General features: G+C 29.9%; 23 protein-coding genes and 1 pseudogene. 3 read left to right on the top strand and 21 right to left on the bottom strand.

The window, feature by feature from the left end; all coding sequences use genetic code 11:
• From VJY38_RS13890 to VJY38_RS13870, 5 genes are all read right to left on the bottom strand, one after another.
• On the bottom strand, positions 1 to 256 hold a 256-nt coding region (locus VJY38_RS13890), incomplete at its 3' end, for a hypothetical protein (protein WP_434968604.1).
• Between the two features lie 521 nt (positions 257 to 777).
• Entirely contained in the window at positions 778 to 1395 is a 618-nt protein-coding gene (locus VJY38_RS13885) for a hypothetical protein (protein WP_353681327.1), read from the bottom strand.
• A gap of 533 nt (positions 1396 to 1928) precedes the next feature.
• The gene (locus VJY38_RS13880; RefSeq protein ID WP_353681326.1) at positions 1929 to 2888 is read right to left on the bottom strand and encodes a CsgG/HfaB family protein; all 960 of its coding nucleotides are present in this window, start codon (positions 2886 to 2888) and stop codon (positions 1929 to 1931) included.
• A gap of 1224 nt (positions 2889 to 4112) precedes the next feature.
• The gene (locus tag VJY38_RS13875; protein WP_353681325.1) at positions 4113 to 4598 is read right to left on the bottom strand and encodes a hypothetical protein; all 486 of its coding nucleotides are present in this window, start codon (positions 4596 to 4598) and stop codon (positions 4113 to 4115) included.
• A 1740-nt stretch (positions 4599 to 6338) separates the two neighbouring features.
• Positions 6339 to 6608, bottom strand: coding sequence for a T9SS type A sorting domain-containing protein (locus VJY38_RS13870; protein ID WP_353681324.1), 270 nt, complete (start codon positions 6606 to 6608; stop codon positions 6339 to 6341).
• Positions 6609 to 6977: 369 nt separating this feature from the next.
• Here VJY38_RS13870 and VJY38_RS13865 point away from each other — a divergent pair, with 369 nt between their 5' ends.
• The 3 genes from VJY38_RS13865 to VJY38_RS13855 all read left to right on the top strand — a co-directional run bounded on the left by VJY38_RS13865 (position 6978) and on the right by VJY38_RS13855 (position 10023).
• Positions 6978 to 8669: a proline--tRNA ligase gene (locus tag VJY38_RS13865; RefSeq protein WP_353681323.1), complete on the top strand. Its 1692-nt coding sequence runs from the start codon at positions 6978 to 6980 to the stop codon at positions 8667 to 8669.
• Between the two features lie 26 nt (positions 8670 to 8695).
• Positions 8696 to 9379 (top strand): 16S rRNA (cytidine(1402)-2'-O)-methyltransferase, encoded by a 684-nt coding sequence (rsmI, locus tag VJY38_RS13860; RefSeq protein ID WP_353681322.1) that lies wholly within the window; start codon positions 8696 to 8698, stop codon positions 9377 to 9379.
• Between the two features lie 98 nt (positions 9380 to 9477).
• Positions 9478 to 10023, top strand: a complete 546-nt coding sequence (locus tag VJY38_RS13855; RefSeq protein WP_353681321.1) for a NifU family protein — start codon at positions 9478 to 9480, stop codon at positions 10021 to 10023.
• 104 nt (positions 10024 to 10127) lie between these two features.
• Here the strand turns inward: VJY38_RS13855 and VJY38_RS13850 are convergent, their stop codons facing one another.
• The 16 genes and pseudogenes from VJY38_RS13850 to VJY38_RS13775 form a co-directional block, all read right to left on the bottom strand.
• Positions 10128 to 10289, bottom strand: a complete 162-nt coding sequence (locus VJY38_RS13850; protein WP_353681320.1) for a hypothetical protein — start codon at positions 10287 to 10289, stop codon at positions 10128 to 10130.
• Between the two features lie 298 nt (positions 10290 to 10587).
• Positions 10588 to 10797 carry a hypothetical protein gene (locus VJY38_RS13845; RefSeq protein ID WP_353681319.1) on the bottom strand — a complete coding sequence of 70 codons (210 nt, stop codon included), beginning with the start codon at positions 10795 to 10797 and terminating at the stop codon, positions 10588 to 10590.
• Between the two features lie 122 nt (positions 10798 to 10919).
• Entirely contained in the window at positions 10920 to 11564 is a 645-nt protein-coding gene (locus VJY38_RS13840; RefSeq protein ID WP_353681318.1) for a hypothetical protein, read from the bottom strand.
• Between the two features lie 617 nt (positions 11565 to 12181).
• Complete coding sequence (locus VJY38_RS13835; protein WP_353681317.1) at positions 12182 to 12814, bottom strand: T9SS type A sorting domain-containing protein; 633 nt, start codon at positions 12812 to 12814, stop codon at positions 12182 to 12184.
• A gap of 283 nt (positions 12815 to 13097) precedes the next feature.
• The gene (locus tag VJY38_RS13830; protein ID WP_353681316.1) at positions 13098 to 13670 is read right to left on the bottom strand and encodes a hypothetical protein; all 573 of its coding nucleotides are present in this window, start codon (positions 13668 to 13670) and stop codon (positions 13098 to 13100) included.
• 600 nt (positions 13671 to 14270) lie between these two features.
• A complete protein-coding gene (locus VJY38_RS13825; RefSeq protein ID WP_353681315.1) occupies positions 14271 to 15062 on the bottom strand; it encodes a T9SS type A sorting domain-containing protein in 792 nt (263 codons plus the stop codon).
• Positions 15063 to 15173: 111 nt separating this feature from the next.
• Entirely contained in the window at positions 15174 to 15338 is a 165-nt protein-coding gene (locus VJY38_RS13820) for a hypothetical protein (protein ID WP_353681314.1), read from the bottom strand.
• Positions 15339 to 15894: 556 nt separating this feature from the next.
• Positions 15895 to 16710 carry a T9SS type A sorting domain-containing protein gene (locus VJY38_RS13815; protein ID WP_353681313.1) on the bottom strand — a complete coding sequence of 272 codons (816 nt, stop codon included), beginning with the start codon at positions 16708 to 16710 and terminating at the stop codon, positions 15895 to 15897.
• 63 nt (positions 16711 to 16773) lie between these two features.
• Positions 16774 to 17970: a lipase family protein gene (locus tag VJY38_RS13810; protein WP_353681312.1), complete on the bottom strand. Its 1197-nt coding sequence runs from the start codon at positions 17968 to 17970 to the stop codon at positions 16774 to 16776.
• A gap of 17 nt (positions 17971 to 17987) precedes the next feature.
• Entirely contained in the window at positions 17988 to 18491 is a 504-nt protein-coding gene (locus VJY38_RS13805; RefSeq protein ID WP_353681311.1) for a hypothetical protein, read from the bottom strand.
• Positions 18492 to 18825: 334 nt separating this feature from the next.
• The gene (locus VJY38_RS13800) at positions 18826 to 20022 is read right to left on the bottom strand and encodes a T9SS type A sorting domain-containing protein (protein ID WP_353681310.1); all 1197 of its coding nucleotides are present in this window, start codon (positions 20020 to 20022) and stop codon (positions 18826 to 18828) included.
• 160 nt (positions 20023 to 20182) lie between these two features.
• A pseudogene (locus VJY38_RS13795) lies at positions 20183 to 20287 on the bottom strand (integron integrase); the annotation flags it as partial.
• A 628-nt stretch (positions 20288 to 20915) separates the two neighbouring features.
• Positions 20916 to 21944 carry a T9SS type A sorting domain-containing protein gene (locus tag VJY38_RS13790; RefSeq protein WP_353681309.1) on the bottom strand — a complete coding sequence of 343 codons (1029 nt, stop codon included), beginning with the start codon at positions 21942 to 21944 and terminating at the stop codon, positions 20916 to 20918.
• Between the two features lie 410 nt (positions 21945 to 22354).
• Positions 22355 to 23809 carry a hypothetical protein gene (locus tag VJY38_RS13785; RefSeq protein ID WP_353681308.1) on the bottom strand — a complete coding sequence of 485 codons (1455 nt, stop codon included), beginning with the start codon at positions 23807 to 23809 and terminating at the stop codon, positions 22355 to 22357.
• Positions 23810 to 24004: 195 nt separating this feature from the next.
• Entirely contained in the window at positions 24005 to 24328 is a 324-nt protein-coding gene (locus VJY38_RS13780; RefSeq protein ID WP_353681307.1) for a hypothetical protein, read from the bottom strand.
• A gap of 10 nt (positions 24329 to 24338) precedes the next feature.
• Complete coding sequence (locus tag VJY38_RS13775; protein WP_353681306.1) at positions 24339 to 25661, bottom strand: FlgD immunoglobulin-like domain containing protein; 1323 nt, start codon at positions 25659 to 25661, stop codon at positions 24339 to 24341.
• Between the last annotated feature and the right edge of the window lie 707 nt (positions 25662 to 26368).

The following is a 26368-nucleotide window of genomic DNA, read 5'->3' as shown; positions in this document are numbered from 1 at the left end:
CTTGTAAGACACCAGATTCACTACTCCAGTAACCAACATGGAAGTTGTAATTTCCTAGGTTGACCTGCACTCCACTTTCGATCGTTAATGTGGCTCCGCCTATTACCCAAACGTTGCCAGTTAGTATGTAGGGAGACCCACTTTTAGTCCAAGTAGTATTAGCTGAGATGTTACCACTAATGTTGGTCTGGGCATCAAGTTTATGATATTGGCCAATTGATAAAATCACAACTATTATATAAAAAATTATTTTCATAACTTATTTCTCAATTAAACTTAAAATCATTTACAACTATCAAGTTTTTAATTCACATCTCTAATCAAATTTAAATCCTTAGTTGATTTATCAACCTTTATAATACCAATCATAAATGTCAGTGCTTTATTAATCTAATAAACAATTCTCTATAGTCTACCACTCATTCTCCAGAAAGTACTGCAACTACTAAACTTAATTCGCAATTAAATATTAAAAGTTCTTTGCGTTTTCGTAACCCAAGAGTTAATTGGGTATAGATGTTCTTTCTGTAAAGTTCTATCGCAAAAGCAAGTTTTACTACTAATCTTAATATGTCTTTTGATATCTTTATCTTAATCTTATCTCCCAGCTGAAAAACATCTAATATTTAATATTCTGAGAGATTACACTATGATTATTACTATTATGAAAAGAACAAATTTTTTTCGATAAATAATTATAGATCAAACCTTCAAATTACTCATTCAAAAGTAAGCATTATAAGCTTGTATGTTATATTCCGTATACGGTAGATACAGTTAAAGTTTTATTTTAATTCCAGCATTCAATGGGAAATATTTTTTACTCTCATCTTCAGTGAATCCAATCCCATACTTCCCCTCAAAATAAATACTCATAGTTTCACCAGCTGGTATATCAACACCAACACCAAATAATACAGAAAAAGCTGACTCAGTATCTCCTTCAACTTTCTCTGATTCTCCTAATGCAGAAATGGTAAATTCATCAATTGTCATTTTAAAGTAACCAATACCACCAACAAAATAGGGAGATACAGAATTTGGGGTTGAAATCAAATTGGCTTTTAAATTCCCTGTAATAGTAACTATAGATGCAGATCCACCACTGATGCTAACCCCGTAACCGGCAAAATTATTGTCTTTTAAAAATCCCTCTTCATCGAACGAGAAGTTGTTGTAATCTACTCGTCCAACAAATACAAGGGATGAAGAGAAGGGGAATCCCAAACCTCCTCCGATATTAATGCCTGTGTTCCAATAGTCGGAGAATGTTTCTGGCTGAGATGGTAAAGAAAAACCAGTATTAATATACAACTCAGTATTTCTTCCTCCCTGAGCGAAAGTAAGAGAGAAAAAAGTAAAGATTGAGATAAAAAACATACAAATGGTTTTCATATTTTTGCTCCTTTCAAATTGTTTTCAATTAATTCCAATTAATATGATACATACTTGTGTATCTGAAATTTTGAGCCGCGCGAAAAATTTAAGCTAAGTTGCAAAGCAACATAATAAGATACCCTACGTTGTTATGTTACGTTGTATTATGATTGTTTAAGATAATTTTAAAGTATTCATATAAAAAAACCATACAACGTTGATGCTATAATGATATAAGAATATTAATTTTATATAATAACTTGCCTCGACTCGATAACCTACTTAAATCAGAAGCATCAAAAGATTGTCTAAAGTTTAATTGAATTATGTATCCTTGATATAAGATTTTCCAAAAATATTCAATCTTACTTTTAGAATGAGGATAACAATGACAAGTATAAGTATGCTCAATACCAACAACATTTATAGTATTAAAGATACAAGTCCCTTTAGCTTTTTGAGCAGTTAACACTACACCTATACCAGCTATAACACGCTTATGTACTAAGAAAAATAGTAGTAAAAAAACGCTTTTCATTCGTATACACTTTTTACTTTTTCACAATTTTTACTGCTTTATCACCCTCTACAATATCAATCCCATTAGGTAAAGCTGTCGCGTAATCTTGCGATACTTCATTAACACGAATTATACCTTTTTTAATTTTTTCTTCAATAACTTTCGAACCAATTTTAATTGTTTTGCCAACACCAATAATTTCAAATTCATCACCTACAGAAATACCATCGTCTTTACCTTTTCCTAAATAAACAATGCCCTCACTTAATGCAACATCACATTCGATTGGATAATTAGATAAATCGCCAACAACTTTTTCAATTTTTTTTACACAGCTATCAGCAGCTGATTTTAATGCCGCAGAAAGAAGAAGTCCTAAATCTTTTTTAGCACCAACATCACTTCCAAATAAAGTAACCCCACCTTGAGTTTCTGTTCCCTGAGCAGTTTCAGAAAGAACAATTTCACCAGTAGTTGTATTAGTAAGAGTTATATTTATTCTTACTTTACCTTCTACTGCTTTTCCACCAAATCCTAAAATGCTACCACCTTTTTCAGCTATCCCAGCTTCACTTATATTTCCAGAAAGTAAAAAATGAGCTCCGATTAATTTTGCAGCTTCTACAATATCTCCACTTTGTATTTCACTTAATTTTCTTTCAAACAAGCTAAAGTCCAATACTTTGAATTTACCTGTTTTAACAAGTTCAGTTGTAAAAACATCAGATGCTTGATATCCAAGGTCTCCTTTTTCTGATTCAAGACGCGATCCACTTGCTTGCCCACTTGCTGCGGCAACACCACCAATTGAAGATTCTCCAGTTCTTCCAGCAATTGCTCCTACTTGAGAACTTGCTTTTACTTCTCCTTCAGTTTTAGAGATTCTTCCTGTTCGATCTTCAAATCTATTAACGATAACTTTGAAAGTTTGAGCTGATAGAATAGAAGTACAAAATATTACTAACAAAAAAGTTCTTAATGTATATTTCATAAACCCTCCCTATTTGTTACAATAATATTACTACAGTGAGGCATCTTTGCAGAAAAATATTTAGATTTTTTTAATAGTAGCTAAAAAGATTTGATATAGATCAAACTATAGCTTTAAAAAGGTTGTTATTCTTTTATTTTAACACACAAAAAGGAGAACAATTAACTATAATATAAAGTAATTTGAGAATGATTCTAAAAAAGTATTAATAATGAAATTTACTGAATTTGTATATGAACGCCGATCAATTGGAATTTCTGTTTTTATATATTAAAACATTGCTCATAAATATCCCGAGATTGATTTATAACAACATATTTTCAATTCTCATAGAATTTTTTAAAATCAAAAACTACTTGCGGATGGAAATATTAAATATCTTTCTAAACAAATCCTTATACAACTATTTTACTTACCTTTAATGAATTGAATTTATAAAAGAAATTTTAGAAAGAGAGTTTGTTATTATTTTTAATTTAATGAACATAAATAATTTTTTATAAACCTTATAGGTAATCTATTTAAGATGTCTTACCCTAAGATCAAGTTTTTTGTATAATTACTATCGAGTGGTTCTTTAACTTTGCATTCAGTTAATAAGCGATTGTAATTTGCTATAAAATTATCTCCCTACTGCCCACGAATATTCTGTCGCAAATCAAAATTGTACAAGATAATAGTATCATCATCAAAACCATCACCTGGAGTTTCCTAAATATAAGCTGTTATGTTTTTTTCTTCTTTTGAAATAAAAAAATCTTCAACCTTATTATAATCAGCCTTACCCACAACTTTATTATGACTTGAAGTAAGTACAATAATATACTTTAATGCGGAATTTTTTTATAAAGTATCAGGAATAATAAATATCCTTTGAAGTACTTAAACCACTCACTTTTTCTGGTTCATACTCTGTAACAAAAGCACTACTGAAAGCATTATCAATTCCACCTATTAATTCTTCATAACTTATCTATATCAAAAACTTTACAGTAAAAATGTCTTCTGAATTATAAAATTCTTGTTTAACTACACTGGTTTTGAAATCTGATTCAAATAATTTTTCCGAGACATCCATTGTGCTTACTATTATAAAGTCTTTTCTATTTTGGATATATATTTAATAAAAAAATTGGATATATATCACGAAGAATTTTTCCATCCTTGTGTATTTAGACTTTTGAATGTAGCACAACTATACTTGATTTTATTTTTACATCTGGACTATAACAGTAAAGTGTATCTGAAGTAAAATCTTATCCTGGTATAATTACCAGTTAATAATAGTTCATTTATACCTTTGTTATCTAAATCATTTAGCAATAATTCTCTTATGAGTGTAAATTGTTTCTGGATATCATAAGGTTTATATGTTGCATAATCACATATACCAGGTACAACTTTTTTCCAAATTAAATCTTCCATCCCGTTGTAAGCATAAAGTACATTGTTTTTAATAACAACCAATGTTGGATCAATATATTTTATATCTGGCTTTTTGATGATAATAAAAAGCACGATAATTATAACCATAAAAGTCACTAAACCTGCAAATTGATAATGATAAGTTCTTATTAATTCTATTAATTTACTTACCAATGAATTCTTTCTTACCTCAAAAATTTTACACTCTCCCTCAAACACTTTAACAACTCTGTTATGTTCATTCAATAATTTATTTTTTTCAAGCAGAAATTTAGAGTTAAGCATTTTACTTACTAAAGTTTCGTCTTAGCTTTCTAAAGAATTAATATTAGTTTGGATATATAATAATACTCATTCATTTTTTATAATTTTCATAACAAACATAACACTTAGAAATATGTGTCTGAATAAAAATCAATTTTTTCATTAGATAGTTCAGGGCTATTGAGAAAATATATCTCTAAGTCACCATCATTAATATGCATCATCAAAGAAAAATCCTTTATAATTAACACATTTTATTAAATGATTCAGAAAACTATATTTCATTTAAATTACAGTTTGCTAATTTACCTTGTGTAAATTTGACAAGATATTCAACTTGTGTTCGATAATTATGCTGATATTAAAGTACTTTTTTAAGTACTCATAAATAAAATTATTTGACGTAATGCCAGCACACCAATCGGTAATAATATCCTTATGGGAAAAAACTGATTCATCTACTATTTTGTTTGAGTACCTTTTAGAAAATAACTGATTATAATTTTTTCTTTAGTAAAATGTTCTACCTTCTATTTAATGTCTTGAATTTCATATTCTTCAGAACTATCACTATCAATTTTTGAAAGTAAAGAATCTTCATCACTTTCATATTGTTCGATGGGATAATCAGGTTTGTTAATCTCCCTTTAATAGTTCTTTTCCTCAATCTTTAATCCTTTCAAATCTTTTGAAATAAATAATTGATTAGAATTATTAATTGTATCTTTGATATTTCTCAAAATTTTAGCTCCAATTGTGTTAGTTTGATCATACAATTTCGATAACTGGGCATTAGCATTTTTATTAGAAAATTTTTGTAAGATAAAAAAAGGTTATTGGTTCATTTAAAGTAATATCATTTTTTAATGAGTTTAAAATTTCTTTATTGAACAAAATTTATGACCTTTATTTTTTCTGAACGCATCAACTATGCAGTCATAAGCTAAATTAGTCAATGTAATTCCATTATGAGTAATTAAATTCATTACTTTTGATGGGCAATTTATAAGATAGGACTGAATAATTAAACGAGATATTTTAATTGGTTCAGTTAATTAAGAATGAAATATAGAATCTTCAGCAATGACAAATTAAAACTAAAATCATAAATTAGGCGAGATTTAATGAAAAGGGATTAATTTTTTACAAACGTATCAGATATAAATTTTGATAAAATTGATAATCTTACTAAATCAAATTTTATCGTCTCTATATATACTCTATATAATGTCTATGAATATTATTTCATCACAATTGAATTAAGAAAAATCCACACTGGAGTTCTTCAATTTTTTTTGTAAAAGCTACTTCCATTATACTTATACCAATTAGTACTTTAATTGATTTTTCTTTTAAATAACTTATTGAATTAAGGAAACAATACACTAAACCAGCAATTATGAACCTATTTAATGGTCTATATCTCTGAAATACATTTGTCCTTGAAGCTTTAACTGTAAATTTCTTTCTATTTAACTTGCTTTAGAATTGATACATCATTGATTTCTTTTTGACTCATTAACAGTAACTTTAATCCTTAGATTATCTTTTGTTGAGAGTTTCAATTTCACTGTTTTTTAATAAAAACTATTGCTTATAATTACAAGCAGCACTTAAAAATTATGTCGATAGTTATTTAATAATTATCAACTTGTTTTATTAACTATATTCAAAAACATTTTTTTCTTCAATAAACATTAATGACTTTTTAATATGCCTCAATGTTTAATGGATTCGCTTCGATTTGTGAACTATTTGGTACTATTTAATTAGCATCATCTTTTTTGATTCAATAAATTTATTAGTTGATAAAACATAAAAGTAAATTCCACTTGGTAAATCAGCAGCATCAAATCTAAACTGGTGTCTTCCAGCTTGAAGTTCATTTGAAATAATTGTTCTTAACTTTCTCCCCAATACATCATATAACTCAAGTTTAACATTAGAAATAACTGCGAGTTCAAACTCAATTATTGTATTTGAATTAAACGGATTAGAGAAATAATTTATTTCTAAACAAAAAGTTATCATCTACTTAACATTTTATTTAAAAATTATGAGGATAAATTATTTTGTTGTCTTCCTATTTAGATGATACATATTTACAAAATATGTGTTAAAGCTTATTCGTATTTAACTTACTGCTTTTAATAAATTACTTATCTCAATTCAATAGTATACACAAATAATTTTAGTAATGGATAAATCACAATTAATAGATTAATTGAAATATTTCATTACAATATGAATAATCACTACCATCAGTTCAATCAAGCATTGGAATACTTTCCACTTCTTTATAACTTTTTTATATTAAAAAGAAAATAAACACCAATATTTTAATTACCCATTACATTCTTTATCTTTGTATTTAAATTTCCAATAAAATATAACAGAAAGATGAGATTTAGTAAATCATTCATTCCAACATTAAAAGAAACACCAGCAGAAGCTGTAATTCCAAGTCATATTTTAATGATACGTGCAGGATTGGTACGTCAACTTTCAGCTGGAATTTATACATGGTTACCTATTGGTTATAAAGTACTTAGAAAAATTATGGATATAATTCGCGAAGAAATGAATGCAATTGGTGGTCAGGAATTTCATTATCCTGCTCTTAATCCAAAAGAAATATGGGAACAGACTGGAAGAGTAGAAGCATTTGGTGATATAATGTTTCATGTTAAGAATCGTGATTATGTTCTTGCACCTACTCACGAAGAAATTGTTGCCTGGCATGCAAAAGGTGGAATTACATCTTATAAAGATTTACCACAAATCTGGTATCAAATACAAACTAAATTCAGAAATGAACCCCGTCCTAAAAGTGGTGTTATAAGAGGTCGTCAATTTATAATGAAAGATTCATATTCACTGGATAGATCTTTTGAAGATCTGGATAAATCTTATGAATTACACGACAAAGCATATAGAAAAATATTTGAACGATGTGGCTTAAAATTTTTTGTAGTTGGTGCATCAAGTGGTGCAATGGGCGGTAGTAAATCAGAAGAATTTATGGTTAAAAGTGAGGCTGGCGAAGATACGGTCGCTTACTGCGAAAAATGTGGTTACGCTGCTAATGTAGAAGTTGCACAATCTATTTCAACTCCAGCAAAAAGACATAGTGAAAGCAAAGAACTTTATGAAATTTATACCCCTAATGTAAAATCAATAGATGAATTATGTGCTTTCCTGAACATTGATGAACATGAAACTGCAAAATCGAGAATTTACATACATGATGGCAAACCAGTTTTAGTTTTAATGCTTGGTAACGATGAAGTTAATGAAACTAAACTTCAAACAGTTTTAGGTGGAAATGTACGACCAGCTCATCCAGATGAACTTAAAGAAATTTCAGGTGCCGATGCAGGATCAATTGGTCCTATTGGATTTAAACACAGAATAATTGCAGATAATTTATTAAAAGATGCAAATAATCTTTATAGTGGTGCAAACAAAAATGATTATCACATTGGTGGAATTGATTTAGTTCGCGATGTACCAAACATAGAATATTTTGATTTAAGAATAGTAGAAAATGGAGAAAAATGTATTCGTTGTAACTCGAATTTAGAAGTGTTTAGAGCTATTGAACTCGGTCATATTTTTAAACTTGGTACTAAATATTCAGAAGCACTTGGAGTAAATTATCTCGATGAAAATGGGAAAGAGCATCCAGTTGTAATGGGCAGCTATGGTATAGGTGTCGAAAGAATTTTAGCATGCTTTATAGAACAGAATTACGATGATAAGGGAATTATCTGGAAAAAACCTCTTGCACCTTTTGATATTCACTTAATTGGATTGAATATGAAAAATCCTGAAATTAGAGATACTTGCGAATCACTATACACTAATCTACAAAAAGATGGATTTGAAATAATCTATGATGACAGAACAGATGTGAGTGCTGGTTTTAAATTTAATGATGCAGATTTACTTGGAATGCCTTTACAAATAATTGTTGGCGAGAAAAATTTGAAAAATGGTAATGTTGAAATAAAAATTCGAAAGACTGGCGAAAAGGTACTTGTATCTCTTTCAGAATTATCTCAAAGAATAAATACATTTTTAAATGAATAAACTCTGCATTTAATGCAGAGGAATTTATGGCATCAAAACTATATGTAGTTTCAACACCTATTGGTAATTATGATGATATTACACTCCGTGCATTAAAAATATTAAACGAAGTTGACTTTATAATCTGTGAAGAATTTAAAGATGCACGCAGATTATTATCTCATTATAAAATAGAAAAAGAACTTTTCTCTCTTAACGAACACAACGAAAAAGAAGCATCATTTGAGTTATTTCAAAAAATTAAAGATGGTAAATCTGCAGCATTAATTTCTGATTGTGGTACACCACTTTTTTCAGATCCTGGACATCTATTAGTTCAATTATGTATTAATTCAAATATAGAAATTATACCAATCCCAGGGGCAAATTCATTACTGCCTGCTTTAATTGCTTCAGGTTTTAAATTAGATAAATTTTATTATGCTGGCTGGATTTCTCCTAAAAAAGAATTACGCAAGAAGGAATTAACCAAACTAAAATCTATTAAAGAACTAATTGTATTGATGGAAACTCCTTATCGCCTGAAATCAATATTATCTGATATTAAAAATATTTTTGGTGATAATACTCAAATTGCATTAGCTTTTGATTTAACACTTCCAACAGAAAAAATTTTCAGAGGTAAAGTTTCAGAAATATTTAAAGTAATTGAAAAAGAAAATTTAAAAGGTGAATTTGTCATTGTTCTTGATAATAGAGAGAATAATTAAAAACTTGAAATGGAATTATTTTTTTTCTAAGATTGTTTGTAAATTATAGAAGAATTACCAAACCTTTTAAAATTTATAATAAAAAAGAGGAATTAGATATGTTATTCATTGAAGACGTTGATTTGACTCCCAATCCACAGGCACTAAAATTTATACTTAATGAAAAGTTATTACAAAAAGAAGCAAGAAATTTTTCCAGTAAAGAAGAAGCTCAAAAAGATCCTCTTGCAAAAGGAATATTTGAAATTCCAGGAGTAGTTTCTGTTTTTTATATGGACAAATTTATCACTATTGAAAAAGAGCCATCTGCACAATGGGCACAGATACAACGCCCACTTGTAGATTTCATAAAAAAATTTGATAAATCATTGATTCCACCTGAAAGCGAAACATTTCAAATAAGCAAAGAAGAAGAAACTGAATTACTTAAAAAAATTAATGAAGTTATTGATACTCGAGTTCGACCTGCACTGGCAGGTGATGGTGGTGGTCTCGAAATTAGAGGTCTGGAAGGTTATACATTAAAAATTAGATATCAAGGTGCATGTGGAAGTTGTCCGAGTTCTATAAGAGGTACATTAATTGCGATTGAAAACCTACTTAAAAGAGAAGTAAATCCCGCCATAGAAGTAGTGTCGGACTAATTTAAAATAAAAAGCCGCTTCTTTTGGAAGTGGCTTTTTTATTCATAAACAATTTTGTTGTTTAAAGGGAAATAGATTTTAAGATACAGAATAGAAAAAGAGAATTATTTAATTTCTGTTATCTTGCTAATATCATCTAACTTTACAAATCTTTCCTGAAATTTATATGTACCATTTGCGGTTTTGACTGTTCTAACTACTTTTACATTAATATGAGTAGGTTTCGATTTTTTTACTTTATCAACAAATGACTGTTGTTTTGCCATTTTAAATCTCCAATTTTTGGGTGCAAAATGTATAAAAAATTTTGCTTAAATGAAAATTAATGAAAACCTATTTATTAGCTGATCAAATTAAATAAAAAGGCAAAGAATATTTTTACTTTTATTAATATGTATTAAGTGAAGCAACTTTATTTGATAAGTATTGTCATCCTTCGTTATGATCAGAATAATATTTTCATTACTACAAGATTGAATTCTTCGGTCAATCTTTTGTTGATTTGCAAATCCAATTTATTTTACTTTAACTCCAAAAGACTACATTAACTGAACTTATCCCTATTTACTGGAAAGTTTGAGAGAACATTGATTTAATAATAAACTCAAAAGTGGGGAAGTCCTTAAACTTATCGAGCAATTGAAATAATTTATCTTCATTTTCAGGAGGTGGAATTGTAGAAAGTTTTTTAATAACGAATGGGCGGGCAATCGAAATTTTTTCGATTCTATCACCATTTCTATATAAACAGAAATTATTTATAAATAAAATCATTCTAAAGAATAACAATAAACTAAGACATAATTTGAAAAGTTTTAAATCCTCCGATAAAAAATAGTCTATTATACCAATAGATCAATTTGAGCCTAGGCGTTTATTAGATTCTATTTTCAATATTATATAAAACTCATTTCTATTGTATAAATTAAAAAAAATAAAAAGAGCAATAAAATTATAATTAAAAATCTTCTATAATTTTTTAATTCGTTTCTTGGTATTTCTCTTAAATGAATAATATTGATTAACATATTCATAGTAACGCCGAAAAAAGTTTTTGTTAGACTTAAATCTTCGTTTAGCAAGTCTACCAATGGTTTGACTTTTTCTGGATGGTTTTGAATAAAATCTTGAAATGTAGAGTTATCTTTATTTTCTTGAAATGAGTTGGCTAAACTTCTAAGTTCCAAAATAAATTCCTTATTGAATTCATAATATTTATCAAATTCTTTATTCTTTAATTTTTCTTTATCAATAAAAGATTCTACTAGTTCATTAGCTTTTTCATATTTCTTATAATATAATTGCAACATTTTCCAGTTTATTATATATCTAAATATAAAATAAACCAGCAAAGAAAAGATTATGACTTTTAAAATTAGAATCCAATAATATTTGCTTGATAGATACGGAAGAGGTGCAATAAACGCTGCAATAACTATAGCCCAATCAAAATGTTTTTCATATAAAAAATTATAAAATGAATTCTTTAACTTTTCATCTGAAATAAGTCCATCTTCTAAATAGTTTTTTGATTTACCCATAATTTATGCAAACCAATACTAGTTCTGTGCAGCAATATTTATTTAGCAATAATATTCTGAAAGGTTTGGAAATATATTAATAAATGCTAAAACTCCAATTCAAAAAAATTATATAAAACATTTATGTTTTTAATGAATTACAATTTATCGGTTTTTTGACTCGTGATTTTCTATTTTATAAAACCCAAAAGTTAAAGAAATATTTCTTTTCCCTCTCTGCAAGTAATATTTCTTTGTTTAACTAATTATATCATAAAATTATTTATTAAAATAATCAATAAAATTTCTTTTAAATCTTTTTTCTTTATGCATTTTTAAAAAATTGAAATGTGAAACTTACTGCAAAAAAAGTCATGTTTATAAATGTATGTTTATCTTATCTATTGTTTTAATGTATTAAGTGTGATACTATTAACCGCTACTAATAAAAGTCCACTGGACTACAGCTGATCTTCGCACTATAAAATAATTCAGCTCTAAAACTAATGACAATAATTTATTCATCATATTATTCTTTGAACCATACTTAAAGAACAACTTGTCTTTGCAATATAACATATCATTAAAATATAGCAACCTTAATAGCTGTTGCTATGATTTTGCATGATTATATGAGTTTATTTTAAAAGTAACATTTTCCTTGTCGTACTTTTTGAATCAACCAGTAAACGATAGAAATAAATACCACTTGATAATTTGTGTTCATCAAATATTACATCATAGTTGCCAGCATTTAAATATCCACGAATTAGCTCTTTTATTTTCTTACCCATCGCATCGTAAACGGTTAGAACTATATGCGAACCTCTCTTTAATGAAAATGAAATCTTTGTACTGGAATTAAATGGATTCGGATAATTTTGTGACAAACTAAATTCAACTGGAACTGTTTCGTCTTCAACACTACCCATTACAAACTTATTCGTAATTTTTACTGTTTTAATTGGCGAGTTTATTGAATTATTGTAGAAATACATTGTATCTATCTGGTCATAACTGGCTTTCATTTGCTTTACTAAAATATATGCAATACTCAAACGTAATTTAATAGAATCATCTGGTAAAATTTCAATCGCATTATCTGGATTTGAATATTCTTCGAGTGTTTTCCACCCATATGATTGATTGCTCGAAACAAAACTCAGAGCATAATTTGTGTTAATACATTTTATTGAATCGATTCTTAATAAGGATAGTCCTCTATTATATATTACAATACTATCTCGATAATTTACGTTATCGATTCTCAAAGTATCTCGTGAAAAATATATCTCTTGACTGAATATGTTAACAAGAGATAACAAATAAAATAATATTATTAATCTTTTCACAAGATTTACTATTTAATTAAAAATATAAAATTTAATTACCCCTGATGGTATAGTTTTGCTTAATTAAAGTACATTGGCAATAATTATTATAAACATTGTTTACCTTGAACCTTTGTTTAATTTCCTTCTTTTATTTTCTAACCAAATTAACAAGTGCCGCTCTTAAACCAACGCTCGTGCAAATTTGTTGATTAAACTTACTTTATCTTGTTATTTCAATTCCAAATGATATCATATAACGTAAATAAATTGTTGAAGCAACATCATTACTCAAACCATAACCATGACTATAGCTTTTTCCATAAATATTATTATTTAATGGAATTGTATAATTAATATTCACAGCTATACTTTTATTTATATAATTACCTAAACGAAAAAATATTGTCGACCTAAAAAATTCGGCATCATTATAATTATGACCTCCTTCTTGTGCCAGGGTTAACTTACCAAGAAAACCAAAATTTATAAACCATAAATCATAAATATATTTTTGGAAATTAAAACCCAGTAGAAATCCAGAATAATATTTTTCTCCCAGAATTATACCAGGTGAAATATTAAAAAAATATTTTTTCCTTAAATCAGTCTTAATATTATACATGAATGAAACTGCTAATGATGGTGTATAAGAAGTTTTTGCAGGAAGTTCAATTCCAGCATTATTCCATGAACGTGTAACAATTTTTGGGAAAACCAGAACACTCTCAAATTCAAAGCTATTTCTTGATGTTTGACCAAAATTGTCAATTACAAGAAAAGGAATAAGGAGCAATAAAAAATTCAATCTGTACATTATAGAAATATTGTTGTTATTTATTTTGCACTTAAAGATCAACTTTAAGGATGGTATAGTGCTCAAAGATATTATTCCATTTTAAATCCTGTCTTCAAAAAACATACATAAATCAATCTAATTTATATCAAGTTAGGTAATATTTAACCATCTAACTGTTTTATTTATGTAATTATTTTATTTGAGTTTTTGTGAATTAGATTTAATTTCTCTTCTATTCAAAATTCCCTCAATAATTTTAAAACTTAAGATTCCCCAGAAGAGAATTTTTAAAATATCTTTGAATTTAATAACAACTTATATTTTTGAATTTCTTTTGTCAAGAATTATTTTATCAATAAAATTTTTTTGTGAGTATATTTTTATATCGAAGACGCTTTATATAAAAAAACACTAAAAGCGGATCGTAAACACACTTGGTGAGTCTAAGTTATTTATTTCTTACTTATTAATCAAAATATAAAGACGAGAACAATGCCAAAATAAAAACTCCATCCGATTGATTGATGGGTTAAACTTATGTCCAATAATAGAAGGCAAAACTAAAATTAATTCTGCCCTCTTAACAATTCTATGTCCTTATTTAATAAGCAACATCTTCTTCGTTATAGTTTTATCTTCCGTCCTTAATTTATATATGTAAGTACCACTTGGAAGATTACTTGCATTAAAATCGAGCTCATATCTACCAGCTAAAAATACTCGATTTGCCAACACAGCTACTTCTCGACCAAGTATGTCAAACACCTTCAACGAAACATGACTGTCTTTAGGAACTGAAAAACTAATTTTTGTTGTTGGATTGAACGGGTTAGGATAGTTTTGACTCAGTTCGAAGAAATATGGGATTTCTTCTTCGACTGATGTAAGTATTTGCTTTGCTGAAGTAAGGAAATTCGTAAGACTCATATATTGAGGCGGATCATTATAATTAACATTTTCAATCAAACCAATAACAGTATCGTTTTTAATTTTCAAATAATATTCACCACAAATGGATATATTATAATCACCTTCTCTTTCGTCTGGATGTCTAAAATAACCTTCACTACTTTTGAACAATGCCAATACCCAAATACTGTCACTTTGGAATCTCCTAAGATATGGCCGACAAAGTAATCCAGTATCTCCCCATACTTTAACGGTCTTTCTAGTATCATCACCCTTTAAAAGCTCTATTATTTCAACCTCCATTGACATTGGCATATCACCAGAGAATGAACCATAGCTTTTGATTTTTACTAAAGCAACGAGATCTGCACCTTTAGCTACTTTTAAAAAGGGGCCATACCATTCGCAACTGCAAGCATATACTTTTTCAATCAGAGAAATAGAAAGAAGTATACCCAAGATTACTAATATTTTTTTCATAAACGCCTCTGCTAAATTAGCAACTAACTATTATTTAAACCGCCAATAAATATTATTCTTTGAAATAATATCTGTCAGAGGAGGAGAAGTTCAACAGCATTTTATTTATTTTTAATTAATATTTTTAATTTCACACATGATATCTTTACTTCCTAAATAATGCTCTCTATCATTAATCAAATAAGAAATAATTTTATATGAATAATCAATCATTTTTTGATTTTCTGTTTGAGGATTTACGATAGTTGGTGAAATATTTTTCTGCCCTCTAAGCAAGTAATATTTCCTTTTGCTTTCTGGTTATAACTTAAATTTATTTTTCACTATAGTCAATAAAAATTTTTCATCCACTAATTAACATTAATGTTTTGAAACTTTTTTGCAATGAACCCAAGATTTTACATTATCAATCCTTAATTTCTTCCACAGATAAGGCTCTTGGTAACTAAATAAATGCTTATTGAACAGAGAAATTAGTTTTTAATAATTATTCAGTATTTTCTTAGCAAGTCTTTTTCACTTAACTTAGCAGTAACAACTTTGTTTTTAAGTCACCACTTGCAGTCCGTTAGATTCTTACGAAGTTTAACGACTCAACACAGCAATGTTGCTTTTCCCGAAGGAATCCCTGCGGGAAAAAAACAGCACTGATAATTATTTGTTAATTCATTTTGTTAACTTAACTCAAAGAGCCTCTAACTAAACCTAATTTCATAACCACACAAATGCTGAGCAGTTTAAAGCGGTCGGCTTGGAAAACGGGTTATACTTACGTCTTTATAAACAGAAGGCAGAACTAAAATTAATTCTGCCTTCATATAAAGCTATTTGATTATTTGACGAGCAACATCTTATTGGTTATGATTTTATTATCCGTTCTCAAACTATAGATATAAGTTCCACTCGGAAGATTACTTGCATTAAAATCAACCTCATATCTACCAGCTGAAAATACTCGATTTGCCAATACAGCAACTTCTCGACCAAGTACGTCAAAAACTTTCAACGAAATATAACTGTCTTGTGGAATTGCAAAACTGATTTTAGTTGTTGGATTGAACGGGTTCGGATAATTTCCCATGGAATACTCTGTTGGGAGTTCTTCAGCTAAAGTTAACTTATTATTTGCTTGTTCTTTATCTGTGCCCGATATTTTTGCCAAAGAACTGCCAACAATAACACTTATAATATTCGAAGTAACTTGTGTATTTGTTGCATCCGTAACAACACACTTGAGATTAAAATTCTGCGAATCATATCTTGAAAGTGTGGGACTGTCTGTTCCTAATGTAAACCAAGTATCTACTGGAATATTATTAGGTTTAATAATACTGAATGATTGAAGCATATTTGAAGGGTGCATGTACCACCATTGATAATGATATGATGGAGTTCCTCCTAATGCAGATGCTGTCCAATTTCCACTTTGATTAATTGCTAAAGAGGTTGGACCAGATATTGACGCTGAAAGAGGTAGAAATTTAGTTATTAATGCAGTAACAACTTCAGGAGGGAATTGATCATGGAAATAATTACCATTGGCATGGATTGTTGTATTAAATCTCGAATTTCCATTTACAATATCTAATGCACTATTATATGGAATGAATGTCGGACTATATTTTGGATCTCTCTCAATTTCAAGCATACCTGCAAAAAACCAGAATACATTATAAGGAGAAGGGTTAGCAGTACCTGTTGTTTTGGGCAGTTAGGAACCAGGAACCTTAAGTTCAGCATCCAACCATGATGATTTTACGATAAATGTCCCAGGAACAAATATTGATTCATAATTAATGACTATCCATCTTCCATCCCCTGTATTTGTTGTATTATTTGAAAAAGCGACTCCAATATTTTCGGTTAAGGATGGGTACCCTGCTCCACCATTTAAACTATTAAGTTCATTATAAAAAGAAGTGTGCAAATTTCCATAAGTATTGTAAGACAGTAATTGTTTTGCCGCATCATTGTCGAGTCCATGTTTTTGAAATCCAGAAACACCTTGTTCTTTCATATAGTCCTGTAAGTCACGGGCAAAAAGAGCATTTTGTTGTGGTGCATCTATTGATACGAATTTATTAAAAGGCAATGGATTCCCGTCATTCTCAGCTTTCGCTAAAGCATAACGAACAATAACACCACCCATACTAATACCTGCAGCCATCATTTGCGTATTGGAGTTCAATGTAGAGATATAACGTGATGCGGAATTATATATTGCAGCTGAATTTCGCATATCCTGACTATTGTAAGCATAATTCAGGAAATAGATTTTATAACCCGCTTGAATAAATGGATCAAATAGAGCTTTCCCTTTATATCTTAAGTACTCAGAATATGTTGTATTATAAGTATCAAAGCCTTCTGAAATTAGAACGACTTTGTTTGGATTGCCGCCTTCCCAGGTAGTTATAGTATTTCCATAATTATCTTTGTAAAATTTCTGACTTTGAGGAACAACATAAACATCATACGAACGGTTATAAACTAATAAACTCATAGTAGTCCATTTAAGCGAAATTGTATGATAACCTAAAGTAGAAAAAGGAGATTGAATCCAACCAGTAGCATCTTTTGTTTGATTAGAAAAAATTGTTTGCCACCTTCCACCGTCATAACTAACTTCGAGCCTTACCATAAAGCCCCAGTTCCAAGTATTGTAATTTATCCACGCATTATTCTGTTGTAGATATATTTCTGCTTTTTCTGGCGGTATTACACTTATATGAACACCTTGTTTTGTATTGCTAATTTCTGACCAAGAATAAGAGTTTGGATTATTTGGTGTAGATGCATCAACTGAAACTATTGTTGAGGCAATTTGAATATTATTGATTGTGACCTGTGGATAACATAATCCCAAAGACAAGAAAAATAATACGAAGAATAACTGACTGTTTTTCATTTCACTCCCATGTTAAGTTATTTACCATTACCTAAGGTTAGGTTTATATTTATACCTGCAAAATTCTTTATGAAATTCAAGTTCCCGTATAAACCTATTCCTATTCCAATTTCATTTGCTGCTCTGAACAATAATTGTATATCTGTTTCCAAGCCGACTGTATGATATTTCTCAGTATCGTTTGGTGAAACACGTTTTTTCCCGAACACATAAGAGGGACCTCCAAAAACAGAAGCCTGAAACCATTCAGATTGTAGCCTTTTGCCAATTGAGATATCGATAGAATTAAATAAATATCCATCCTCTCCTACGCTCGGATTTTGAGAGAAGCCTCCCCTAACGAAATATCCAACTTTATAAAAGTTGTTGACTAAAGAAAAATTATAATTGAAATTCAGACTAACATCTTTGTTAATCCAACCTCCAATAGTCATCCAATATTTATATGTGGGCTCTTCCTTTTGAGCATATAATAAGCTAGTTAAGAAAAAGATAAGTACTACTAAACGATTTTTTTTCATTGATTATTTTTTCCTCCTTATAAGTGAACACCAAAATATTAAAGTAATCGAAGTCTATTTATTTAACACCCTCTTTCTATTATGCAAAGGAACGCTGCCTCATATCGACCTCCATTTTTAGTAAGTATAACGGCGTGGCTTTTCACCCGTCCGCCCCGAACAGCAATGACGAACTGAAAAGCTACTGCCAATAATTTTTAACAATTTATTTAATAGAACAATGTTACAAGCAATGCTTAACTTTTACCTAACCCGAAAACTTGAAAAATGCCGCAATGTTCCGAAGGAATCCCTATGGGAAAAACGCGGTCGGGTGAAAAAGCGGGTTATACGTTTATTTTATCAATATTAATTTTTTTGTAAGAACATTATTTTCAGCGACTAGTTGATAGAAGTAAACGCCACTTGATAGATGATTAGCATTGAATTCAATTTCATAGTTCCCAATATTTTTAAACTGGTCGACTAATGTGGTTATTTCATTCCCAAGAATATCAAATACTCTTATTGAAATATGGCTACTCTTAGGTACTGCATATCTAATTTTTGTAATAGAATTAAATGGATTCGGATAATTTTGCGATAAGTAATACGTACTGGGAATAGTATTATTAATATTTTCCACTACATTCACAATTTCTCCATTTTCATCAACAATCATATTGGAATAATATATCCTTGTCGTATCTGCATATTTTACAGCGAAGAATAATGTCTTTCCGTTTTTTGTTAATGAAGGAGATAAGGCAAAGTAATTATAATTTGGTATTTTTTTACCATATACCGAATCTATATCAGCATTTATATTTAATAAAAAGCTTTGCCCAAAATGATTTTGGAAATCTTTGTATCTTACAACCAAATTAAATTTTAGAAAATCATACATTTGGCCGTCAATTATGGTTGCCACCATAAATAAGCTTGTATGATAAACCTTTGTATAATCGAGATTAATGAATGTGCCTCCAAAATTACCCGGGAAAAAATCATAATAAAAATCCGGGCTTTTAATTAATGGGCCCCAATTATTTATTGCCCTTTCATATTTTGAATAATACATGCTGAATCCGATTGAAAGGAATATAGTTGTATCATTTTGAAGAACATAATCTTCGATATAAATTGAATCATTATTTATATAATCACCACAACTTCTAATATCACTCCAATTGTGATGTTCATCTTCTCTTTCAATATAAAAGAGATTTTTTCGACTATTTTTTTCAATAACAAAAAATAATCTATTGTTGCTTGGTGCTATTTTGGGATAACTAAATTGGTTGCTTCCATCAATTTGAATATTATGAGGAGACGACCAACTCGAATCACTTTTTTCAATAAAATAAATCCGTCCTTCTGATTCGAAATACAAGATATTCCCCGCAGGATTGATATATGGAGTATTAACTCCTTTAGGGAAGTATGAGATAATACTTTTAATTTCTATTGGAGGACTCCATCTTTCAGTCGCAAGATTATCTTGTGCAAAAGATATAATTGGCAATAATATAATGAATAATAATTTTTTCATTTTGCTTAAACGTATAACTATTACTTATACTGCACAAATTTATTACTTAAGGTACATAGATATGCGTGCAGCTGCATAACTACGTGCCAAATATTCTCAAATCTTCTCAAAATCCCAATATTTAAAAATAGGTTGTGCATATATATCATCCTTACTCATTTCAGTCTAACGGACTTCTAACTCCCGGTCCTCTGTTTAAAACATGAGTGTAAATCATAGTAGTTTTTACGCTTTTATGTCCAAGTATTTCTTGTATGGTTCTTACCAAATCAAGTAGTTTCAGCTTGTGTTTTTCTTTATGAAGATTTACTGAATTGTGTGAAATATTTTTCTGCCCTCTAAGCAAGTAATATTTCCTTTTGCTTTCTGGTTACAACTTAAATCTATTTTTCACTATAGTCAATAAAAATTTTTCAGCCACTAATTAACATTAATGTTTTGAAACTTTTTTGCAATGAACCCAAGATTTTACATTATCAATCCTTAATTTCTTCCACAGATGTGAGCATGGTAATTAAATAAATGCTTATTGAACTGAGAAATTAGTTTTTAATTATTCAGTTTTTTCTTAGCAAGTCTTATTACTTAACTTAGCAGCAACAACTTTGTTTTTAAGTCACCGCTCGCAGTCCGTTAGATTCTGCAGGAGTCTAACGACTCAACACAGCAATGTTGCTTTTCCCGAAGGAATCCCTGCGGGAGAAAAACAACACTGATAATTATTTGTTAATTCATTTTGTTAACTTAACTCAAAGAGCCTCTAACTAAACCTAATTTCATAACCACACAAATGCCGAACAGCTTAAATCGGTCGGCTTGTAAAACTTATTATACTTACATCCTTAAAATCAGAAGGCAGAACTAAAAATAATTCTGCCATCATAAATTATAGATTATTTCATCAACAATATCTTCTTATAGAACTTCTGATTATTGAAATTAATGCTGTAGAAATAAATTCCGCTTGCTACATCTCTTGCATTCCATATTACACTGTGTTTCCCAGATGTATTATAACCATCATATAATGTGGTTACTTCTCTCCCCAATATATCAATTATCTTTATGCTTACTTTGCCGTCCTCTGGTAACGTATAGCTAATTGTTGTCGTTGGGTTGAATGGATTCGGATAATTACTTGTTGTCAAAACGAATTCTTCATGTTTTGTCGATACATTATCATTTACCATTTTTTCATTTAGAGAAGCATCATACTGATTACCTAGAAGTATTTGACTATCGGTTAGCAATTTATCTTCAGGAAATTTTTGTTTTAGTTCTTCGTAATAATTTGAAGCTGATTTTGTATCACCAAGACAGTTAACATACAATGAAATAAGTCCATATAATGCACTCTTTTCAATCTCTGAATTTATTCTGAACTCATTTTTAATTTTCTTCATATTTTCTGCTACTTTTTCATATTCTCTGTTTGTAAGTAATTCGCGGTTTATTAAATCGAGTGCAATTACTGAAATTTCATCTTTCTTTAAGCTTTTATAAGACTCAGATATATCAGGTAAGTATTTATCAATACCTTTTCTATTCAGCTTAAAGAAACAATCACCTAATCTTACCAAGGCATATCTACCTTTTGCAGTATTTAATTCCTTCTTAAATACCTTCTCGTAAATATCAAATGCAGATTGATATTCTTGTTCGATTTCAAATTGCAATGCCGTCTTTATGTCTTCATCATCAAATAACGAATTTGAAGACAAATCGTTTGAAGTAGTAGAAGTAACACCGCTTGCTATCTTCAATGATACCGGCATTGCTGTTGAAGTATAAGGGTCTGATTCTCTTATTGATAGACCTGGAGGACTTGTTAAATAGGGGTAATAATCAATACTGCTATTTGCAACAGCATTAAATTTATTAGAAGGAGGACTTGCTGTTCCCCACCAGTTATTTTCTGCCATAATATTAGTATACCATGCAGCTTCTACATTGTATGTTGAAGAACTGTCAATGTAGTTGTAGCCCCACGGGTAACCGTTTTGTCCTACAAGTGGAGAGGAGTAATACCAACAAATTGCTGTATTTGTTCTAACTATTTTATTATTACCTTCACTACCGTACTCAGAAAATTTCGGTGAACTATAACGGTAATTATTTATACCTGTAGTAAAATATCTTATGGTATTTTTCGCAATATATGGGGAGGAATATTCTTCGCATCGAATACCGTTATAACCGTAACTGCCTGAACTTCCTTGAATTGTATTGCGCAGCAGACTTGGAGAAGCATTATAAAGGTAAATACCAATAAGTGTAATATTGTTCAAGTTGTTGTATTGAATAGTCGGCGAACTGCTGTTACATTGGATACCTATCGTAGCATTATTAATATTACAATACTGAACGTTATCACTTGAACTAGAATTAAATTGAATTCCATTCCAAGTGCCCCGGAGGTATTCGTAAAAGTAATTCTACTGGAAGAATTTCCGACTGCATTTAATGTGCCGTTAACTACCAGTGTAACACCGGAATCGAATTGTAGTGTTGTACTCGGAGAGATTGTCAGTGTAACACCTGATGGAATTATTAAATTACCAGTGACAACGATATTGCCACTTATTGTAGTATTTTGAGCAACAGTTCCAGACACGGCATTATGACGAATATCAAAAGTCATATAATCACTAACTCGTTGAATATTTGTAACTGCAATGTTGGTTTGATTACCAGCCCAGTCTTTTGTTGAGGGGCGTGTTATTGCATTTAAAACATTGTTAACTCTTCCTTTTACTGTTGCGTCAGTGAAAAAATCGGATTTCATACTTATTGGTCGATAAAACCAATTTGGATCGGATGGATACCATCCATAAGGACCAGATGTGGTTGTTTCCCATACATGCCTGCCGCCATCCGGTAAGTACTCAAAAACATATCTGCTCGTAGGTGAATACCATATCATATTAAGATCATCGAGATAATCATAATCTCCAGATAAAATGCCGTTATAATTCGAACTTCTTGTATAATTTCTAGGATAGCTGTCGTTTGGTACAGGGTTACTATAGTATCCGTTATAAGGAACGGCTGGTTCTAAATCAATCATATTATCAGAAAACCAATCTAAAAGATTAACAGTTTCTTTAATATGCCATACTAAAATTCCTTTATTATACCTGTCTCCGGAAGGTTCATCATAGTTGGTAAAGTTCTTATCGAATTCTGTAGCATTATGAAATTCAATCAATAAATACTCATCTAAGTCACCGATATAATTTTCATGTAACATTACTTTTGCAGTTCTATAAAAACCATTTGCTTTTTGTTGGGATGTTAATGAATAGTTAACATCAGCAAGTTTTACGCCGCTCAAATCTGTATTCCTAATTTCCTGTATTTCATCTGATTTGATCCATCCAAGAAATATCAAATCATGTGTTGAAATCGGTCTTAATCCGTATAAAGAATATTGGTTGGATAAGGTTCCGTTGTGAGAAATAATATCATAATCCCATGTAAAATTATGATGACCACCTCCTGGAGAACGATCAAAACCTCTATCCGGGAATCCATCGAAACCAGAGGGTGATCCCGAAATCGTTCCTATAATGTGCATCCTCTCATGTATTAGATCCTCAAGATTCCACTGCATGGTAATAGGCCCCGTCCACAAGGTTCCTCCCAAAGCATCAGTTAGCGTAATTGATTCATCAATTGTACCCGAACCCCAATCACAAAATTCATTACGATCGGTATTACCAGGTGTATTGAATATGCAATGTAAGGCAGTAATCCCGGTAAAAATTCCTGAATTATCAGCAACCATTTTTCGTGCAACCTCCGATAAAATTGAATTGCGTTGGTTGTACATAACACTTAGGTTGCTGCTACCATTGAGGAGGTAAAAATAATTATAATTGTGAGTTGTAGTATAAATATTACCGTTGGGTTGTTTCACAAATGTAAAATCCACATTATAATCACCATTAGATTGTGTATCAAAATATGTATCAAACCCCGGTTAGAACCATTGATCAATCGGGATGGAACCGCCTTGTTGATTTACGTAGTCGTTTACTAGAGTTCCATTCGGAAATGCACCAAGTAAAGGATAAGTTGTACTTGAATAAAGTCGAGGATATGTTTCAGTAGGATTTCTATCTGGAAAACCGATTGCAATTACTAACTCATTAAAAGTACCTGTTAAGTTTATAGAAGAAATCTTGGTAGATGATGTACTGCTTACATATCCTGCTGGTAATGCGTCCTGAGAATACCGTGCTGATTGCGCCAATACAACATTAAATGAAATAAATATACTTATTAAAAAAATTATTAGTTTCATTTCGCACTCCTTATTTAATTAACTGTAGTTTTATAGATTTAACGAAAACACTTTTTGACAAGTTTTTAAAATGTAACCTCGCTATGTAAATACCTGAACTCACATTACTTCCATTTTTGTTTCTTCCATTCCAACTGAATGAATGCCTACCAGCATTAATCTGACCCAATGAGTGTTTAAATATCAATTCTCCCAAAATATTATAGATGTTTAATTCAACGTTTCCGGGTTCATTATTTTCAAACTGAAATGTTGTAGAGCTATTAAAAGGATTTGGATAGTTCTGAAAGATGATGAAGGACTTTGGAACATAGCTGTCCTCATCATCGACGGAAGTGGTTATTTTAGGGACAAGTAATGAGTAAACTCTGAAAGCAGTTTGATTTGAAAAAATGACCGTATCATTACTCATCCATTCAGCGTCAGTCTTTAATCCGAAATCGTGGCAATCAGAAAGTAATAAAGTTGAATCTTTATCAAGGTAATAAGTGTAAATGCCTGCAACGCTATTTGTAGCAAAATTTCCAAAGAAAAGTAATTTGTTACTGTCCGACGCCCATTTTAAATAATCAAAAGATAAGGGTGCCCCATCCGCACACGTAGAATTAGGCATATCACTTTCAAGATGAAAAGCAACGCTGTCCTTTCCTGTTTTCATATCGAACAAATGTATCCTTGTGTTCGGCTGGGTTTCGTAACTATAAGCAATTAAGTTATATTTCTTATTGTAATCAAATCCGAAAATTTCAGTTACTCGTCCTGTATATGGTGTAACCAAAATTGTATCTTCTTTCCCGGAGATAGTGTTATATAAAAGCAGTGCCTCTATATGTGGATCAGAAATAATAACTGTCGTATCGGTTACCCACGAAGGTGGATTCTGGGAATAACGCAAATTCTGAACAGAGGATTGTGGTTTTATACTGTTGTTAGTAAATAAGAAATATTTTAATGTATCATTCTGTCCCTCTAGCAAACCAATATCATTGGGAGAGAAAGATAAGTACGGATCGTAGTTGATTGCGGGTCCAAGAAAATATGTCGAATCTTTTCCAAAGTCATACATGTAAAGAAGTTTATCTTTCTCATATACGGCTTTCCTGCTTTTGTTTGCAAACACAGGCAGGTTAGGAAACTGAGAAGATTTCGATTCGCCAGTTACAAGATTATATTCGTTTACAATTGCGTTGTAATTATCTCTTGCGTAAACTATTTTATCGAATTTATTGATAGTAAAATCCCTGAGTCCGACTGGAGTTATCGGTGTTATTTGACCAAATAGATAATTACTTATCCCGATAAGAAAGGTTAATAAAACTTTATATTTTTTCATGACCCATAACCATTTTTGTTATTGTTTTATTGCCTATAAACAATTAAATAAGTTTCTTTTTCATTCCACACCTCCCATCTAGTAAATTTTTAAATATTCCATCTATTTGAAAGATGGAAACATCGTGTAATTGTTACTTGCTTAGCACATCGTTTCACTTTTCATGTGAAATTTGAATTATTGCTGAGTTTGTATAGAAACTGAATAACTAAGAGGGGAATCGGAAACGATAATTTTATTTTCATGGTACCACCTTAATATAGATAAAAGGTTAATACAGAATATTTTTATTTACATCTATATAGTAGTAGAAAAAGATTAAGAATCAGTACAATTTTTTAGCTGTGATATTTTACTAAGTAAGTATAACTATTATTTAACCCGCTAACAGACATCATTCTTTGGAATGATATCCGCCAGAGGCTGACAAGTCCACCAGCATTTTATTTATTTTTAATTAAAATTCTCAATTTCTTGTTTACTATCACTCTTATCTAAATTATGCTGTCTATTATTAATCAAATAAGAAATAATTTTTATATGAATAATCGTTTTTCGATTTTCTATTTGAGGATTTATGATAGTTTGTGAAATATTTTTCTGCCCTCTTTGCAAGTAATATTTCCTTTTGCTTCTGATTACAACTTAAATTTATATTTCACTATAGTCAATAAAAATATTTTAGCCACTAATTAACATTAATGTTT

The sequence above is a fragment of the Rosettibacter firmus genome (assembly GCF_036860695.1).
In the GTDB taxonomy this organism is placed as follows: Bacteria; Bacteroidota; Ignavibacteria; order Ignavibacteriales; family Melioribacteraceae; genus Rosettibacter; species Rosettibacter firmus.
Note: the sequence above shows the minus strand (reverse complement) of the source record. Positions and strands in the feature narration are given on the sequence as shown.